Source organism: Micromonospora sp. C81 (assembly GCF_018070425.1).
Taxonomy (GTDB): Bacteria; Actinomycetota; Actinomycetes; order Mycobacteriales; family Micromonosporaceae; genus Micromonospora; species Micromonospora zamorensis.
In genome coordinates this window covers 183,192-198,989 of record NZ_JAGPXS010000010.1, presented here as the reverse complement: position 1 = coordinate 198,989, position 15,798 = coordinate 183,192, and the positions used below count along the sequence as shown (strand labels likewise).

General features: G+C 70.8%; 15 protein-coding genes. 8 read left to right on the top strand and 7 right to left on the bottom strand.

From position 1 onward, the window contains the following. Positions 1-7 precede the first annotated feature (7 nt). Positions 8-1,726, bottom strand: coding sequence for an arginine--tRNA ligase (gene argS, locus KBX46_RS18625; RefSeq protein ID WP_210793431.1), 1,719 nt, complete (start codon positions 1,724-1,726; stop codon positions 8-10). A 342-nt stretch (positions 1,727-2,068) separates the two neighbouring features. On the opposite strand from argS, the gene KBX46_RS18620 reads away from it, so the two are divergent. Then, entirely contained in the window at positions 2,069-2,833 is a 765-nt protein-coding gene (locus KBX46_RS18620) for a hypothetical protein (RefSeq protein WP_210793430.1), read from the top strand. Positions 2,834-2,866: 33 nt separating this feature from the next. Here KBX46_RS18620 and KBX46_RS18615 read toward each other — a convergent pair whose 3' ends face one another. Further along, positions 2,867-3,247 (bottom strand): hypothetical protein, encoded by a 381-nt coding sequence (locus KBX46_RS18615; RefSeq protein ID WP_210793429.1) that lies wholly within the window; start codon positions 3,245-3,247, stop codon positions 2,867-2,869. Positions 3,248-3,561: 314 nt separating this feature from the next. On the opposite strand from KBX46_RS18615, the gene KBX46_RS18610 reads away from it, so the two are divergent. After that, the gene (locus KBX46_RS18610) at positions 3,562-3,990 is read left to right on the top strand and encodes a DUF6223 family protein (protein WP_247667750.1); all 429 of its coding nucleotides are present in this window, start codon (positions 3,562-3,564) and stop codon (positions 3,988-3,990) included. Between the two features lie 7 nt (positions 3,991-3,997). On the opposite strand, the gene KBX46_RS18605 is transcribed toward KBX46_RS18610, so the two are convergent. The 3 genes from KBX46_RS18605 to KBX46_RS18595 form a co-directional block, all read right to left on the bottom strand. Continuing rightward, positions 3,998-4,660, bottom strand: coding sequence for a response regulator transcription factor (locus KBX46_RS18605; protein WP_088947097.1), 663 nt, complete (start codon positions 4,658-4,660; stop codon positions 3,998-4,000). Then, positions 4,657-5,802 carry a sensor histidine kinase gene (locus KBX46_RS18600; RefSeq protein WP_210793428.1) on the bottom strand — a complete coding sequence of 382 codons (1,146 nt, stop codon included), beginning with the start codon at positions 5,800-5,802 and terminating at the stop codon, positions 4,657-4,659. The genes KBX46_RS18605 and KBX46_RS18600 overlap by 4 nt, the downstream gene beginning before the upstream one ends. 92 nt (positions 5,803-5,894) lie before the next feature. After that, entirely contained in the window at positions 5,895-7,784 is a 1,890-nt protein-coding gene (locus KBX46_RS18595; RefSeq protein ID WP_210793460.1) for an ABC transporter ATP-binding protein, read from the bottom strand. A 312-nt stretch (positions 7,785-8,096) separates the two neighbouring features. Between KBX46_RS18595 and KBX46_RS18590 the strand changes: the two genes are divergently transcribed. Together KBX46_RS18590 and KBX46_RS18585 are read left to right on the top strand one after the other, a co-directional pair. After that, positions 8,097-8,489, top strand: a complete 393-nt coding sequence (locus KBX46_RS18590; protein ID WP_210793427.1) for a hypothetical protein — start codon at positions 8,097-8,099, stop codon at positions 8,487-8,489. 40 nt (positions 8,490-8,529) lie between these two features. Beyond that, complete coding sequence (locus KBX46_RS18585; RefSeq protein ID WP_210793426.1) at positions 8,530-10,923, top strand: DUF4132 domain-containing protein; 2,394 nt, start codon at positions 8,530-8,532, stop codon at positions 10,921-10,923. A gap of 4 nt (positions 10,924-10,927) precedes the next feature. Here KBX46_RS18585 and KBX46_RS18580 read toward each other — a convergent pair whose 3' ends face one another. Next, the gene (locus KBX46_RS18580; RefSeq protein WP_210793425.1) at positions 10,928-11,419 is read right to left on the bottom strand and encodes a MarR family winged helix-turn-helix transcriptional regulator; all 492 of its coding nucleotides are present in this window, start codon (positions 11,417-11,419) and stop codon (positions 10,928-10,930) included. 73 nt (positions 11,420-11,492) lie between these two features. Here KBX46_RS18580 and KBX46_RS18575 point away from each other — a divergent pair, with 73 nt between their 5' ends. The 3 genes from KBX46_RS18575 to KBX46_RS18565 are packed head-to-tail and all read left to right on the top strand — an operon-like array spanning position 11,493 to position 14,300. Beyond that, positions 11,493-12,542: an LLM class flavin-dependent oxidoreductase gene (locus tag KBX46_RS18575; protein WP_210793424.1), complete on the top strand. Its 1,050-nt coding sequence runs from the start codon at positions 11,493-11,495 to the stop codon at positions 12,540-12,542. Beyond that, positions 12,535-13,566, top strand: a complete 1,032-nt coding sequence (locus KBX46_RS18570; protein WP_210793423.1) for an LLM class flavin-dependent oxidoreductase — start codon at positions 12,535-12,537, stop codon at positions 13,564-13,566. Before KBX46_RS18575 ends, KBX46_RS18570 begins: the two co-directional genes overlap by 8 nt. A gap of 32 nt (positions 13,567-13,598) precedes the next feature. Continuing rightward, positions 13,599-14,300 carry an NADPH-dependent F420 reductase gene (locus KBX46_RS18565; RefSeq protein WP_210793422.1) on the top strand — a complete coding sequence of 234 codons (702 nt, stop codon included), beginning with the start codon at positions 13,599-13,601 and terminating at the stop codon, positions 14,298-14,300. An 89-nt stretch (positions 14,301-14,389) separates the two neighbouring features. On the opposite strand, the gene KBX46_RS18560 is transcribed toward KBX46_RS18565, so the two are convergent. After that, a complete protein-coding gene (locus KBX46_RS18560; protein ID WP_247667749.1) occupies positions 14,390-15,055 on the bottom strand; it encodes a tetratricopeptide repeat protein in 666 nt (221 codons plus the stop codon). 263 nt (positions 15,056-15,318) lie between these two features. Between KBX46_RS18560 and KBX46_RS18555 the strand changes: the two genes are divergently transcribed. Then, positions 15,319-15,768, top strand: coding sequence for an iron chaperone (locus KBX46_RS18555; protein WP_210793421.1), 450 nt, complete (start codon positions 15,319-15,321; stop codon positions 15,766-15,768). The last annotated feature ends 30 nt before the right edge of the window (positions 15,769-15,798 follow it).

The following is a 15,798-nucleotide window of genomic DNA, read 5'->3' as shown; positions in this document are numbered from 1 at the left end:
TGCCCCGTCACATCCGCTCCAGGGTGCGGATGCCGAGCAGGTGCAGCCCCTGCCGCAGGGTCCGGGCCGTCAGCTCGGCCAGCAGCAGCCGACTCTCCCGCAGCTCGTCCGGCGCGCGCAACACCGGGCAGCGCTCGTAGAACGCGTTGAACGCGGTCGCGAGCCGATGCAGGTAACCGGCGAGCTGGTGGAAGTCGAGGCTCCGCTCCACCTCGGTGACCACCGCGCCGAAGCCGAGCAACTCGACAGTCAGCGCCCGCTCCGCCGGCTGCGCGAGCACGATGGGGGCGTCCCTCCGCGCCTCCGTGCCGGCACGCCGGAACACCGACCGGATACGGGCGTACGCGTACTGGAGGTAGGGCGCGGTGTTGCCGTCCAGGGAGAGCATCCGCTCCCAGTCCAGCACGTAGTCCTTCCTCCGATCGGTGGACAGGTCGGCGTACTTGACGGCGCCGATACCGACGGCCCGCCCGATCTCGGCGGCGGCCTCGGCGTCCAGCTCCGGGTTCCTGCTCCGGGCCAGGTCGGTGGCGCGGGCGACCGCTTCCTCCAGCAGCCCGACCAGCTTCACCGACTCGCCGGTCCGGCTGCGCAGCATCCGCCCGTCGGCGCCGAGGATCGACCCGAAGCCCAGATGCTCGGCCCGGACCGGCGGGCACAGCCAACCGGCCGCCTGGGCGACGGCGAACACCATCGCGAAGTGCTGCCGCTGCGGTAACCCGACCACGTACAACAACCGGGTCGCTCCCAACTCACCGGTGCGCTGCCGCAGCGCGGCCAGGTCGGTGGCCGGATAGCCGTACCCACCGTCGCTCTTACGCACGATCAGCGGCAACGCTTCGCCGTCCCGCCCGGTGAACCCGGGTGGGAAGACGCAGTCGGCCCCGCCGCTGGAAACCAGCAGCCCCAACCGGTCCAGGTCGTCGACGACGCCCCGAAGCAGGTCGTTGTAGGCGCTCTCGCCCCGAAAATCGTCCTCGGACAACGTCACGTCGAGCAGGTCGTACACGGTCAGGAAGTACCGCTCGGACTGCTCCACCAGCAGCCGCCACAACCGCAGCGTCCGCTCGTCGCCGCCCTGCAACGCGACCACCCGCAGCCGCGACCGTTCCCGGAACGCCTCGTCGGCGTCGAACTTCACCCGTGCCGCCCGGTAGAAGCCGTCCAGGTCACCCATCGACAACTCGTGCGCCGCTTCGGCTTCACCGAGGTCGGCGAGGTGCGCGATCAGCATCCCGAACGGTGTCCCCCAGTCACCCAGGTGGTTGACCCGCACCACCCGGTGCCCGAGCCAGTCCAGCAGCCGCACCGCCGCGTCGCCGATGACGGTCGAGCGCAGATGCCCGACGTGCATCTCCTTCGCCACGTTCGGCGCCGAATAGTCGACCACCACGGTCTGCGGTGCTGCCGCCAGCGGCACGCCGAGCCGGGCGTCGGCTGCCAGCCCGGCGACCAGGTCGGCCAGTGCCCGGTCGGCGATGGTGAGGTTGAGGAAACCCGGCCCGGAAACCTCCGCCGACACGCAGACGTCGTCGAGCACCGCGTGCTCCAGCACCGCGGCGGCGATGTCGCGCGGTGGGCGGCCGAGCCGCCGGGCCAGCGCCAGCGGCGCGTCGGACTGGAAGTCCGCGCGCGGAGACCGCCGCACGAGCGGGTCGACAGGGGCGCCGGCCACCGCCGCGAACGCCGGTGCCAGCCGGTCGGACAACAACTTTTCAAGATCCATGAGTACGCCGATCTCACTCGTACCCGCGCCGTCACGCGAGTCGTTGAAGGGGGAGATGCGGGCGGACCGAGGACGACCAGCGGATGACCGGCGGCTCGATCCGCCGGTCGCAGGAAACAGGTCAGCGGGGGCGGGCGACGGATCGCCGGCGTCGCCGCGCACCGACCAGGACGTCACACGACGGTCCGGTGCGGTGGGCGCTCACGCTGGTCATGCGGGGCAGCCTAACGGCCCGACCGCAGTGGCGGCACCCCGTTTCCCGAGGCCCGGTCCGGCCTCCGCCCACTGTCGTTTCGGACGACTCGTCGCAGGGAACTGCGTCGGAACAGACAAGGGGTGACCATGAGCCGACACGTGACACTGCCGACCTCCCGTACGCGAAGTCTGCTTGTGCTGGTCCCGCTGCTCGGCAGCATCGCACTCGCGAGTGCCTGCACCACGGCTGAGGACTCGCCCGACGCGACCCCGTCGAGCGCGGCGCCGACGACCGCGGGGGCGGCAACGAACCCGAGCGACCCGCCATCGTCGAGCGCGAGCGCTCCGGCGACCATCCCGACGTCAGCCTTCGTCGAGCTGCCCACCGAGCTGCGGAAGTCCCCCCGACGGACGACGCCCGTCGAGGAGGCCCTGCCGAAGCTGTGCGCCAACGAGTTCGGCACCGGAGGTCGACAGGTCACCGCCAGCGCCGCGATGACCGTCACCTACAAGAAGGCCGGCGAACCAGAGACCAACGTGCCGCAGGGGATGATCCACCAGACCATCTTCACCTTCGAGGGCGACGGCGCCTCGGCGTACATGGCGCGCCTGCGTACCGCCGTGCAGGCGTGCCCCTCCTACGACCACTTCGGGAGCCCCGGCACCGTGAAGAGCCGGGCCCTGTCCGGCGTCGGCGACGAGGCGCTGCTGCTGGACCGGACGTGGGCCGGGACGAACCTGAACGGAGACCGCACCGGCGGCAGCTCGTCCAGCCAGATCGCCGTGGCGCGCGTCGACACCACGGTGACGGTCTTCGACGACCAGGGGTGGGAGGGCACCAACGGCGACCCCGCCATGGTGGACCGGGTCCTCCGCGACGGCGTACGCACCATCGACGCCTGGCAGCGGTAGATCAGGCGTTCCTGCTGGCGACAGCCGATCGAGTCAACGGTTGAAGGCGACGTAGAGCCCCAAACCGAAGTTCACGACCAGGATGATTGCGCCGAGGACGGCGAACCAGCGCTGCCATGCCGTCCACCGGACCGTCCGCTGGGATGTGACGATGTCCGCCTCCTCGACCCGGGCCGCGGCGATCCTCTCCCGCTCAGTGTCGTCCCGGCGATCCGAGGTAACGGTGGCGCGGAACGCGGCGGCATTGGCACGTAACTCCTCGGTGAGGGCATGCAGCGCCCGCGTCATCGAGTCGATCGAACCGTTGATCTGCCGCAGGTGTTCATCGTGCCCCTGCAGACGCTGCTCGATGCGTCCCGCGCCGAGACCGCGGTTGTAGGCAGCCGTGTTCTCGGTGTCCTCCGGGCCCGTCACGATGGTCTCACCGGTCGCAGTGGTGGGGCGCTGAACTCGAACACTGACGTGACCATTGCGTCACCCCGATCGGTGGATGCTTCAGTCGTACCACTCACAGACCACGAAAGCCACTGCTCGGATCTGACAAAACCGCAGGTCAAGACCGCTTTTGGCCAGCCGGCGCTGATCACGGGAGACAACTGCGGCGGTACGCCGGGCGGTGTGCGTACATCCCCTGGGGTAGGCCCATCGACATCGTCGGCATGACGACTCACGCGCACTTCGGTTCATACGCTGCGGCGGTAACCGTCGTGGGACCGAAGGGAAACGTGATGTCGATCCGTCGCCTGCTCACCGCCGCCGTTGCCGGCGCTACCGGGGCAGTCGCCCTGGCCGCGCCGGCAGCCGCGCACGCCTCCGTCCAGCCGACCGCCGCCACCGCCATGAGCTCCGGGCGACTCGGCGCCAGCGTGGGCGTACTGCTGGGGTTGGTCGGTGCGGTCATCGGCGGGCTGGCCCTGGCCCGCCCCGCCGGTCGCCTCGGCACCGGCTCCGGGCTGCTCGGCGCCGTCCTGGCCCTGGCGGCGGGCCTGCTCGGTCTGGCGCTCGGAGGGCTGGTGGTGGCCACCTCCGACAGCGGCATCGGCACCGGCAACGGGCGGGGCGGGGCGTATGTGGCCGTGGCGGTCGGCCTGGTCGGCGTGGTCCTCGGTGGGCTGGCGCTGGCCCGCGCCCGCCGCACCGGCCGGCTGGCCGCCTGAGAGTGGCTCAGGATCGGGTGAGCCAGCCGGGAACGGTCAGACCCGACTCATAGGCGAGGATCACCAGCTGGGCTCTGTCCCGCACCTGCGCCTTGGTCATGATCCGGCTGACATGCGTCTTGGCGGTGGCCGGGCTCAGCACCAGTCGCGCGGCGATCTCGTCGTTGGACAGGCCCGCGGCGACCAGTGTCAGCACCTCACGCTCCCGCTCGGTGAGCACGCTCAGTCGCGGCCCCGGGTCCGGATGCCGGACCCGGGCCGCGAACTCGGCGATCAGTCGACGGGTGATCGCCGGCGCGATCAGCGCGTCACCGCGGGCGACCACCCGCACCGCATGGATCAGCTCCGCCGGCTCGGTGTCCTTGACCAGGAACCCGCTCGCGCCGGCTCGCAACGCCCCGTAGACGTACTCGTCCAGGTCGAACGTGGTCAGGATGATGACGCGGGCATCGGTGCGCGCGACGATCTGCCCCGTGGCGGCGAGGCCGTCCAGCACGGGCATCCGGATGTCGATGAGGACGACGTCCGGCCGCAGCCGCACGGCGAGCCGCACCGCCTCCGCCCCGTCGGCGGCCTCACCGACCACCTCGATGCCATCCTCACCGTCCAGGATGGAGCGGAAGCCGGCGCGGACCAGGGTCTGGTCGTCGACGAGCAGCAGCCGGATCACGCCCGCTCCCCCACCGGCGTCGGGTCGGGCCGCAGCGGCAGGCGGGCGCGGACCCGAAAGCCGCCGTCCGGCCGCGTGCCCGTGGTCAGCGACCCGCCCAGCGCCCGGGCCCGTTCGCGCATGCCGAGGATCCCACTGCCGGGCGTGCCTGGTGCGCCGGTGCCGTCGTCCTCCACTTCCACCAGCACGTCGTCGCGGTCGGGTCGGACGCGGACCACCGCGTTGGTGGCGCCTGCGTGCCGGGCCACGTTGGTGAGTGCCTCCTGGACGATCCGGTAGACCGCCAGGTCGACCTCCGGCGGCAGCGCCGGGATCTCCGCGAACTCGGTGCGGATCTCCAGCTCGGAACGCCCCGCCGTGGTGATCAGGTCGTCAAGGCGGTTGAGGCCCGGCGCGGGCACGATCGGCGCCTCACTCTCCTGCCGCAGCACGCCCAGCGTCGCCCGCAACTCACGCAGTGTCTCCTTGCTGGTCTCCTTGATCGCGGTGAGCGCCTGCTCGGACCGGGCGGGGTCCGGTCGGTGCAACGCGGCACTGGCCTGCACGTTGATCAGCGAGAGATGGTGGCCGAGCACGTCGTGCAGCTCGCGGGCGATGCGCAACCGCTCCTCGGTGGCCCGTCGCCGGGACTCCTCCTCCAGCCTCTGCTCGGCGGCAACCGCCCGGGCCTGCGCCTCGGCGAGGTAGGCCCGGCGGTTTCGGGTCACCCCGACGATGACCGCGACGAGCCAACCGGCGTGCAGCAGCGTCGCACCGTTCCTGGTGTCCGGGGAACGGTTGCCGCTGTCGGCGACGGCGAAGGCGATCACCGAGGCGAGGCCGAGCCCGATGGCGGCCCGGAGATGGCCCTCGTCGACAACGGTGTAGAGCGCCACGACGAACACCAACATGATCGGGCCGGTCTTGTGCAACAACGCCCCGTACGCGCCGACGGCGACCAACGCCACCACGCCCACCGGCACCGGGTGGCGGCGGCGGACGTACAGCGCACCGGAGGAGGCCAGCACCGCCAGCAGCGCCGCCGACTCGGCTGCGGTGTCGATGCCGCGCGACTGCACCACCAGGCCGACGAGGGCCACCAGCCCGACGCCGAGCACCAGGCCCGCGTCCGCCGCCCGGCCACGCCACCGCGACCCTGACATGGTCCGAAGCCTAACCTCCGGCGCACAGGCGGGAGTACGCCCGAACCGTCGAACGTGGCCGGCGCTCGTGCCCCCTTTCCCCGCGTCGTTGTTCAGTGGGAGGTCGCGGTGCCCTGGTGCGGAAGCTGGGGCTCCCTGGTCAGGTTGGCGTCGTAGCCAGCGGCCTGGAGGGCGAACAGTTCGGCGTACCGACCGCCGGTGGCGACCAGCTCGTCGTGGGTGCCGGCCTCGACCAGCCGGCCGTGGTGCAGGACGAAGATCCGGTCGGCGTGGCGGACGTTCGCGAGCCGGTGCGTGATGAGGATCGTGGTGGCCCGGCCACGACGGTCGCGGATGGCCTGGAACAGCGCGTCCTCGGCTCGGGGGTCGAGAGCGGAGGACGGCTCGTCCATGATCAGCAGTTCGGCGTCGCGCAGGAACCCGCGGGCCGCGGTGATGCGCTGCCACTGACCGCCTGACAGATCCTGACCTCTCGCGAAGGTACGGTCGAGCAGCGTCTCGTACCCGTGCGGAAGCTCGTTGATCATGTCGTGGGCGACCGCGCGGGCGGCGGCGGCCTCGATGAGGTCCTGCCGGGCCTCGGTGTCGACGTCGCCGATGGCGATGTTCGTCGCCGCGGTGAACGGCCACTTGTGGTATTCCTGCGTCACCACAGCGATTCGGGCCCGCAGCCCGGCGACGTTCCACTCCGACAACTGTCGGCCGTTCCATTCGATGCTGCCCTCGGAGGGGGCCCGGAGGCCGGCGATCATCGCGGCGAGGGTCGTCTTGCCCGAGCCGTTCTCCCCGACGAACGCGACCGTCTGGCCTGCGGTGATCGTCAAGGTGACGTCGTCCACGGCGGGGGTGTCCCGGTCCGGGTAGCGCAGGCTCACCCTGCTGACGGTCAACTCCCGCAACCGTTCCGGACCGGCGGCGGCGGGTCGTGTCGCGTCCGGCAGGTAGGCGTCGGCGCGGGTCATGAAGCCGGTGTAGTCGCCGAAATGCTGGCCCTCGGTGTAGACGTGGTCCACCTGAAAGGTGGCGATGGCCAGGGACCGCTGCGCGGACTGCACCGCGATGACGCAGGTCGCGGCGGCGGCGAGCGGGATCTGCCCGTCCAGGAGCAGCAGGCCGAGCAGTGCGTAGACGGTGCCCGTGGCGAGACCGCCGATCATCGCCCCGATCGTGGTGGTCGTGGTGACCCGACGGGCCAGGGCGAGTTGGATGTCGGTCTCCACCTGCATCACCCGGTCGTACTGATCGAGCAGGAACCCGCGCAGCCCGTACGAGCGCAGTTCCGGGGCGGAGGCCCGTTCGGCCATCAGCTTGTGCAGCAGCCACAGTCGACGTCTGCGCACGGATCCGGCGGTGTACGTCTGGTAGCGCAGGTGCCCGGCCCGCAACGACGCCCACGCGTTGGGCACCGTGGCCACCAACAGTGCCAGCAGCAGCAGTGGGTGGATGATGACGACGGCGGCCGCCACGGCGAGCAGCCCGGCCAGCCCGGCGAGCAGGTTCATCGACGCCTGCACCAGCCCGATCGTCGACTCGGTGCCCCGGGAGGCGCGCTCCATGTCGTCGGCGAACGCGTCGGCGTCGAACGCCTCCAGGCGTACCGCGGTGGACACCTCGAACAGACCCCGTTCCACCTCGCGGCTCACCCGCGGCGTCAAACCGTTCTGCGCGTACCCCGTGGCGATGCCCATCCCCGCCCGCAGGGCGACCGCCGCGGCCAGCACGGCCAGGGCGGGCATCGCCGCCCGCACCTTGTCCGCGGTCGGCCCGCCGGCGAACAACTCCACCAGCACCCGCTGCGTGGCCAACAGGCCGAAGGCGGCCATCACCCCCGCGCCGACCGTCGCCGCGGCCACCACGCCGGTACGCAGTCGGTCGGCGCGCCAGCTGATGCCCAGGGCTGTCCGTACGAGCCTGGGCAGCTCGGCGAAGACGGCGAAGACACCGGCCTCGGCTCGGGCCCGCACCCCCGTCTCCCACCACATCTCCCGCAGCTCCGGCAACACCGACTCGGTGCGCCCGGGGCCGGGGCGACCTGACCGGGTGCGGTGGGGCTCTGCGGCGGCGGTCTCGATCATGGTCGTACCTCCCGGGGCGGCGCAGCCGTCGCCGTCTCAGCCAGGACAGGCGGATTGGCGGGTTCCTTGAGGATTGGACCACTCGGAGATAGCCGCTAGCAATTGCCTGATCACTCGCAGTCATGAGTGAAGGGATGGTTGACGGAAGGCCGCGCCGCTCCATTCCGTCGGACGCTCGTGCCATGATCGCGCTCACTTCACAGCAAGGAGCATGACGGCATGGCCACGGCGATCGTTCGGGACGAGACAGCGACGGGAAAAGCCATCGACCACTGGCCGTTGACCGGGCTGCCGGAGCGCATCTCCGCTCGGGAGCTGGTCCGGCTGCGGGTCCGTGAGGAGGTCGCCCGGTTCAACGCCCAACAACCTCGGCACTTCCGAGGTCTGGTGCAGCCGACTGACACCGAGGCCACGTTGAACGGTTACCGGGTCACCCCGGGCAGGCGGCTCGACTGGGAGCAACAGGCGGATGCCGCCTGTGCCGCCTTTGCCCGCAACGGTTTCCTGCTGCTGGTCGGGCACCGCCAGATCGAGGACCTCGACGAGGAGATCGACCTGCTCGCCGACCCGGATGTGGCGTTCGTGCGACTCGTTCAGCTGGTGGGTGGCTGACGTGGAGGACTGGGCAGCGCTCCTTCCCACACTGACCGACGTGGACCGACGTCGCGTGGAAAGTGATCTCAACGAGGCCGACGCTCGGATCAGGGCGGTTCTGCACGTCGCCAGCACGTACCACTGGGGGTCCTCGATCACCAGCGTTCCGGAATGGAGCGCGGTCGAGTCGTGGCCGGTCGAGGCACGCCGCAGCGCCGCACTGGCCATGCACCTGGAGGCGACGACCAGTTCGACTCCCACCGCGCTCAACGACGTGGTGCGCGCTCTGGCCGACGGCGCCCTGCCCTGGACGCGGGCGGATCTGGTGTGGTGCCTGGAGGTCGTCGCGCGGGGAGAGTCCTATGACAACGGGGCTCACCTGGAGTTGCCAGCCGTGATCGCCGCAGCCCTGCCGCCGACCGAGCTGGGCGACCTGGTGCCGGCCCTCGACGCCCTCGTCAGCGAACTGGTCGGCGACCATTTCGTCGCGGTGGAGCCTCGACGACGCGCTGTCCTGCTGATCGGCCAGGGCCTCGATCGCGCCACCGGTCGACGCGTGCCGTCCTGGCTGCTCCACGACGGAGACGGGTTCGGGCCATCAGCCCGCGCTGAGCTCGGTGCCGTCCTCGCCGCGCCGGGCGTACCGGAGCTGCTCGCGCACTGCGCCTCGCTGGCGAAGCCGGCAGCGCCCACGAAATGGCAGCGCCGCGTCGGCGAGCTCCTCGACACCACACCGGTTGGCGCCACGGCCGTGCGATCGATCCTCGAAGCGTTCGCCTCCTACAACCGGCCCCTGCACGACGACACCGACCGCCTGCTCCGCGGGCTGGTCTGGGCACTGTCACGCCAGCCGGACGAGCGGGCAACGGACCTGTTGGCGCGGGTCACGGCCGCCGCGGCGGCAGCGCCACGACAGGCGTCCGGCTATCCCCATGCCCAGAAGACGGCAGTGGCGGCCATTGCGCTGCTCGCGGCACGGGGCGGCGAGGCACCGGTACGCACGCTGGCGAGGCTGGCGGTCACGGTCCGGAACAAGGCGGTGCAGAGCCGAATCCAGGCCGCGCTGGCCCACCTCGGGGCGCTGCGCGGGTGGTCGCTCAGCGAGGTGCTGGAACTCGCCGTCGACGACCACGGGCTCGGTCCCGACGGGCGACTGTGCACGCGGATCGGGCCGTACGAGGCGGCGGTCGAGGTGACCGGGGAGAAGGCGCGCCTGACCTTCGCTCGTGACGCCGTCGCGCTCAAGGGCGTTCCGGCTCCGGTCAAGCAGGCGTACGGCGACGAGCTCAAGGAGCTGCGTGACCTCGCCAAACGCGTCGGTGCGACCCTCACCGCCGAGCGCCAGCGGGTGGAGGGGCTGCTGTCCGAGGAGCGCACCTGGTCACACTCGGACTGGTCGTCCCGATTCCTCGAACACCCGATCACGGCGGCCTACGGGCCTCGGTTGGTGTGGGAGACCAGCACCGACGGCCACCGGTGGACGGCGGGTCTGCCCCGACGCGACAGCGACGGGTGGACGATCGCCGACCGGGAGGGCCTGGCCATTCCCGGCGACCGGGTCAGACTCTGGCATCCCGCCCGGGCGACGACAGACGAGGTCCTCGCCTGGCGTGAGCACGTCATCGCCACCGGTCTGGCGCAGCCGTTCAAGCAGGCCTTCCGGGAGGTCTATCTGCTCACGCCCGCCGAGGAGCGGACGCACACCTATTCCAACCGGTTTGCCGCCCACATCCTGCGTTACCGGCAGGCGAACGCTCTCATGCGCGCCCGGGGTTGGCAGGCGGGATACCTCGGCACCTGGGACGGCGGCTACGAGACCGAAGCCACCAAGCCCTTCGGCGGTGGTGCGTGGCGGGTGTCGTTCCACCACCAACTGGTCGACAACGCGGATGAACGCCGCTACGACGTCGAGTACTGCTCCACCGACCAGGTTCGTTTCGCCCGACGCGACGGCGCGACGTGGCAACCGACGCCGGTCGTCGACGTGCCACCGTTGGTGTTCAGCGAGTCCATGCGCGACGTGGACCTGTTCGTCGGCGTCACCTCGATCGCCAGCGACCCGCAGTGGGCCGACCGCGGCGAGGACCGCTTCCACGCCTACTGGCACAGCACGGCCATCGCGGAGTTGACCCCGTCCGCGCAGGTACGCCGAGACGCGCTGGCCCGGCTGCTGCCACGCACGACCATCGCCGACCGGGTGAGCCTCTCCGAGCGGCACCTGCACGTCCGCGGCACCATCCGCGCGTATCGGATCCACCTCGGGTCCGGCAACATCCTGATGGAGCCCGACGACGCGTACCTGTGCATCGTCGCGGCGCGCGACCGCACCGGCCGGCTGCACCTGCCGTTCGACGACGACCCGATGCTGTCGACGATCCTGTCCAAGGCGTTCATGCTGGCCGCCGACGACACGATCAGCGACGCCACGGTGCTCGCACAGCTCGCCAGATGAGAGATCAGCCCTTGCCCACGACGTCGAGGCGCGCTCGCAGCGCCGCGGCGATCTCGCCCGCCGCGACGATCTGATCCGGTGTGAGGGCGTCCACGAAGAGTTCACGGATGGCGCGCAGGTGCGGAAAGGTGGCCCCGGCGAACGCGTCGGCTCCGACCTTGGTGAGCAGCACCTCGGCTCCCCGGGGCACGGTGGCGCACTCCTGGCGCCGGATCAGGCCCCGTCGCTCCATCCGCCCCAGGTGGTGGGAGAGGCGGCTCCGCTCCCAGCCGATGTGTGACGCGAGTTCGGAGGACCGCATCGCCTGGCCCTGCGCCTCGCTGAGAGCGAGCAGCACGGCGTAGTCCCCCGTCGACAACGCAGAGTCGCCCTGCAGGCGGGACTCCAGGCGCGAACTCAGCGCTGCCGTCGTCTCGATGAAGTCCCGCCAGATGCGTAGCTCCTCGGCGGTCGGGAGCTGGCGTCCTCCCCGCCGGCCGGGTGTGGTGTCCGTCATGTCATTCTCCCGGGAATTGACGTGTCAATCGCCAAGTTAGCATGATTGACACGTCAACCGGCAGGAGGAGACGATGGCAGCAACAGGCTTCGAGCTGGGGCTCAACTCGTTCGGGGAGGTGGCCACCGACGGCGGCCGCGTCCTGAGCGACGCCGAGACCGTCCGGCTCCTCGTCAACGAGGCGCGACTCGCCGAGTCGGTCGGGCTCGACGTGTTCAGCGTCGGCGAGCACTACCGGGAAGGCCACAACGACTCGGCGACACCCGTCCTGCTCGCGGCGGCCGCGACGGCCACCGAGAGGATTCGCCTCGGCACCTCGGTCACGGTGCTCAGCACGAACGACCCGGTACGCCTGTACCACGAGTTCGCGACCCTCGACGCGGTGTCCAACGGGCGCGCCCAGATGGTTCTCGGACGCGCGTCGGCCACCGAGTCGTTCCCGCTGTTCGGCTACGACCTGACCGACTACGAGCGGTTGTTCGAGGAGAAGCTGGACCTCTTCCTGCGGCTCCAACGGGACGAACCGGTCACCTGGTCCGGCACCGTGCGAAGTGCTCTGGTCGAGCAGCGCCTGCACCCACGGATGCAGCCGGGCGGCATCCCGACGTGGATCGGCGTCGGAGGAAGCCCGAACTCGGTGATCCGCGCCGCCCGGCACGGACTCCCACTGATGCTCGCGATCATCGGCGGGCGACCCCAGCGGTTCGCCGGCCACGTCGAGCTCTACACCAAGGCGCTGGAACAGTTCGGGCATACCCCGCAGCCAATCGGGCAGCACTCTCTCGGCCTTGTCGCAGACACCGACGAGGAGGCGGTGGAGACGTGGTGGCGATACTGGCAGCCGGTGGTGGCCGCGCTGGCCGAGGAACGCGGCTTCTACAAACCCGACCGCGCGCGCTACGAGGCCGAAATCGACCACGGGGCGCTCTTCGTCGGGTCACCCGAGACGGTGGCGCAGAAGATCGCCACGGTCGCCCGCGACCTGCGACTGAGCCGCTTCGACCTGAAGTACGACATCATGCACCTGCCCCGCGAGGCACGCGCGCGCACCATCGAACTGCTGGGCAGTGAGGTCGCGCCGCGGGTCCGGGAGCTGCTGGCGAAGGAGCCCACCCATGTCTGATCTGTTGTTCGGCCTCGACACGTTCGGCGACGTACCGGAGGACGACTCCGGCAAGCTCGTCTCCCACGCCGCCGCGATCCGGCAGGTCGTCGACGAGGCGGTGCTCGCCGACCAGCTCGGCGTCGACGTCATCGCCCTGGGCGAGCACCACCGGCCGGAGTACTCGGTGTCGACGCCGGAGACGGTGCTGGCCGGTATCGCCACCCGTACGTCGCGGATCCGGCTGGCCTCCGGCGTGACGGTGCTGAGCTCCGACGACCCGGTCCGGGTGTTCCAGCGCTTCGCCACCGTCGACGCGCTGTCCCACGGCCGGGCCGAGGTGATCCTCGGTCGCGGGTCGTTCACGGAGTCGTTCCCCCTCTTCGGCTACGACCTGCGCGACTACGACACGCTGTTCGAGGAGAAGATCGAGCTGTTCGTGAAGTTGCTGGACGAGAAGCCGGTCACCTGGAGCGGCACCCTGCGTGCGCCCCTGGAGAACGCCGACGTCTTCCCCAAGACGGAGTCGGGTCACCTGAGCACCTGGGTCGGCGTCGGTGGCTCGCCGCAGTCGGTCGTCCGCACCGCCAAGTACGGCCTTCCGCTCATGCTCGCCATCATCGGTGGCGCGCCCGAGCGCTTCGCGCCCTACATCGACCTGTACCGCCGGGCGGCCGATCAACTCGGCACGACGGCGCACCCGGTCGGAATGCACTCGCCGGGCTTCATCGCCGACACCGACGAGGAGGCCAAGGAGGTGTACTGGCCGCACTACCGCGTGATGCGCAACCGCATCGGCGCGCTGCGGGGCTGGCCACCGATCCGCCGCCAGGAGTTCGACTCCGAGGTGGAGAACGGCTCGCTCTACATCGGCTCCCCGGAGACCGTGGCCCGCCGGATGGCCCGCGCGATCCGCAGCCTCGGCGTCGGCCGGTTCGACCTCATCTACTCGGCCGGGGCGCAACCGGTGAGTGCCCGGATGCGCGCCGTGGAACTGTACGGATCCAAGGTGATCCCCATGGTCCGCGACATCCTGGCGAGCTGACCATCGCACGCACTTCGTACCGGAAGGACGACATGTTCGACAACGACCGGAGCCGGCCGGTAACCCTCGGCATCCTCGGGGCCGGCAAGGTGGGCACTGTGCTCGCCCGTCTCGCCGTCGCCGCCGGCTACCGGGTGCTGGTCGCCGGCTCCGGCGACCCCGCGAAGATCGCCCTCACCGTCGAGGTGCTCGCGCCGGGGGCGGTAGCCACCACCGCGGGTGACGCGGCAGCGGACGCCGACATCGTCATCCTCGCCCTCCCGCTGGGCAAGTACCGCAGCGTTCCCGTCGACGCACTGCGCGGCAAGCTCGTCGTCGATGCCATGAACTACTGGTGGGAGATCGACGGTATCCGCGCGGACCTCACCGATCCGCACACGTCGTCGAGCGAGATCGTCCAGGCCTTCCTGTCCGACTCGCGCGTCGTCAAGGCCTTCAACCACATGGGCTACCACGATCTTGAGGATGAGGCGCGGCCGGCGGGGACGACCGGCCGCAAGGCCATCGCGGTCGCCGGCGACGACACCACCGCCGTCACGGCGGTCGCCTCCCTTGTGGACGCGCTCGGCTTCGATCCGGTCGTCGCGGGCCCCCTGGCCGAGGGGGTACGGCTCGAACCGGGCAGCGAGATGTTCGGCGCGAACGTCAGCGCCGACGAGGTACGCGCCATGCTCGACCGTTTTCCCGAGTCGGAGCGCGGACGGACCATCGCGGCAGCCCGAGAGGCGTCGTAGTCGACAGTGGCCTCGCCCGTCAGACATCGCGCCCTGGGGCGTACCGGACGTCGGTCGACGCCTGACCGGCGACCAGCGGTCACCGGCCCTCAGCGCTGGTCGCGCGCGAAGGCCGCCCGTGGTTCGAGGCCCTGACCCGCCGCGTACTCCGCGTCGAAGGCGGCGCGGCCGAGCGCCTCGATCGCGGCGGTACGCATCGTGGCGAGGTCGGCCGCGTCGTCCGGGTCCGGCACCTGGCCCAGGGCCGTGAACGCGGCGTCCGCGACACCGATCATCAGCGCCGCCCGCGCGTGATCGCCCTCGGCCGTCGCGAGCGCGGCGCCCGCGACGCAGACGTACGGCACGAAGTCTGCCCAGTCGTTGGCGAACACCCGCTCGCGGTTCTCGGCGAACAGTGCCCTCGCCGTTTCGAGATTGCCCAGCCCTAGCTCACAGAACGCGAGGTTGTGGAACTCGGAGTTGACCATCATCGGCCGGCCCAGCGACTCGTTGAGCGCGATGCTCTCCCGGTACAGGTCCCGAGCCCGCAGCAGATCGCCGGACATGCGCGCCACGCCGGCCAGCACGTGCCTCGGCCGTTCCTCCAGGCTGCGGTCGCCGGAGCGCAGCGCCACCTCCAGAGCTTCCCGGGCCCGCGCTTCGCCGCCCGCCAGGTCGCCGCCGCGGATCGCCACCCGGGCCAGGCTGTAGCGGGCCTCCACCTCACCCGCCGGGTCACCGGCCGCCTGGGCCCGCTCGATCTCGGCCTCACTCATCCGCACCACAGCGTCGGTTTCACCACGCCGAAAGGCCGAACGCACGCTCTCACTGAAGGTCACGAAGCCTCTCCCCCACCCATGTGTCCGAATCACCGCCCGGACGCCCTGACGGTGCCTGCCGTCCCGCCGTCCCGAGCTCGCGTCCGTCCGAGCGGCGAAACCGATCAGGAATCGAGAAGCCCGACGGGCACGACCCGGCCTAGCCTTTTCCCAGGTCACCGGCAGCGCGCCTGACCTGACCAACGAGAGGGAGCCTAGATATGTCCGCGAAGACCTCCACGACCACCTCCGACGGCTTCAGCGCCGACGAGCGGGCCGCGATGAAGGAGCGCGCCGCCGAGCTGCGCGCCGAGGGCAAGAAGGGCGCCAAGAAGGCCGACGGGCTGCAGGCGATCCTCGACCGGATCGCGCAGATGGAGCCGGACGATCGCGCGCTCGCCGAGCGCGTGCACGTGACGGTGACCGCCGCCGCCCCGGAGCTGACGCCCAAGACCTGGTATGGGATGCCCGCCTACGCGAACGCGGACGGCAAGATCGTCGTCTTCTTCCAGGACTCCGGCAAGTTCAACTACCGGTACTCGACGGTGGGCTTCCAGGACGCGGCCAACCTCGACGACGGAGACCTGTGGCCGGTGGCGTACGCGTTGCAGAAGTGGAGCCCCGCGGTGGAGAAGAAGGTCACCGAGCTGGTGAAGGCTGCGGTCTCCTGACCTATGCCCGCCGCGTCCGTCCATCGGCAC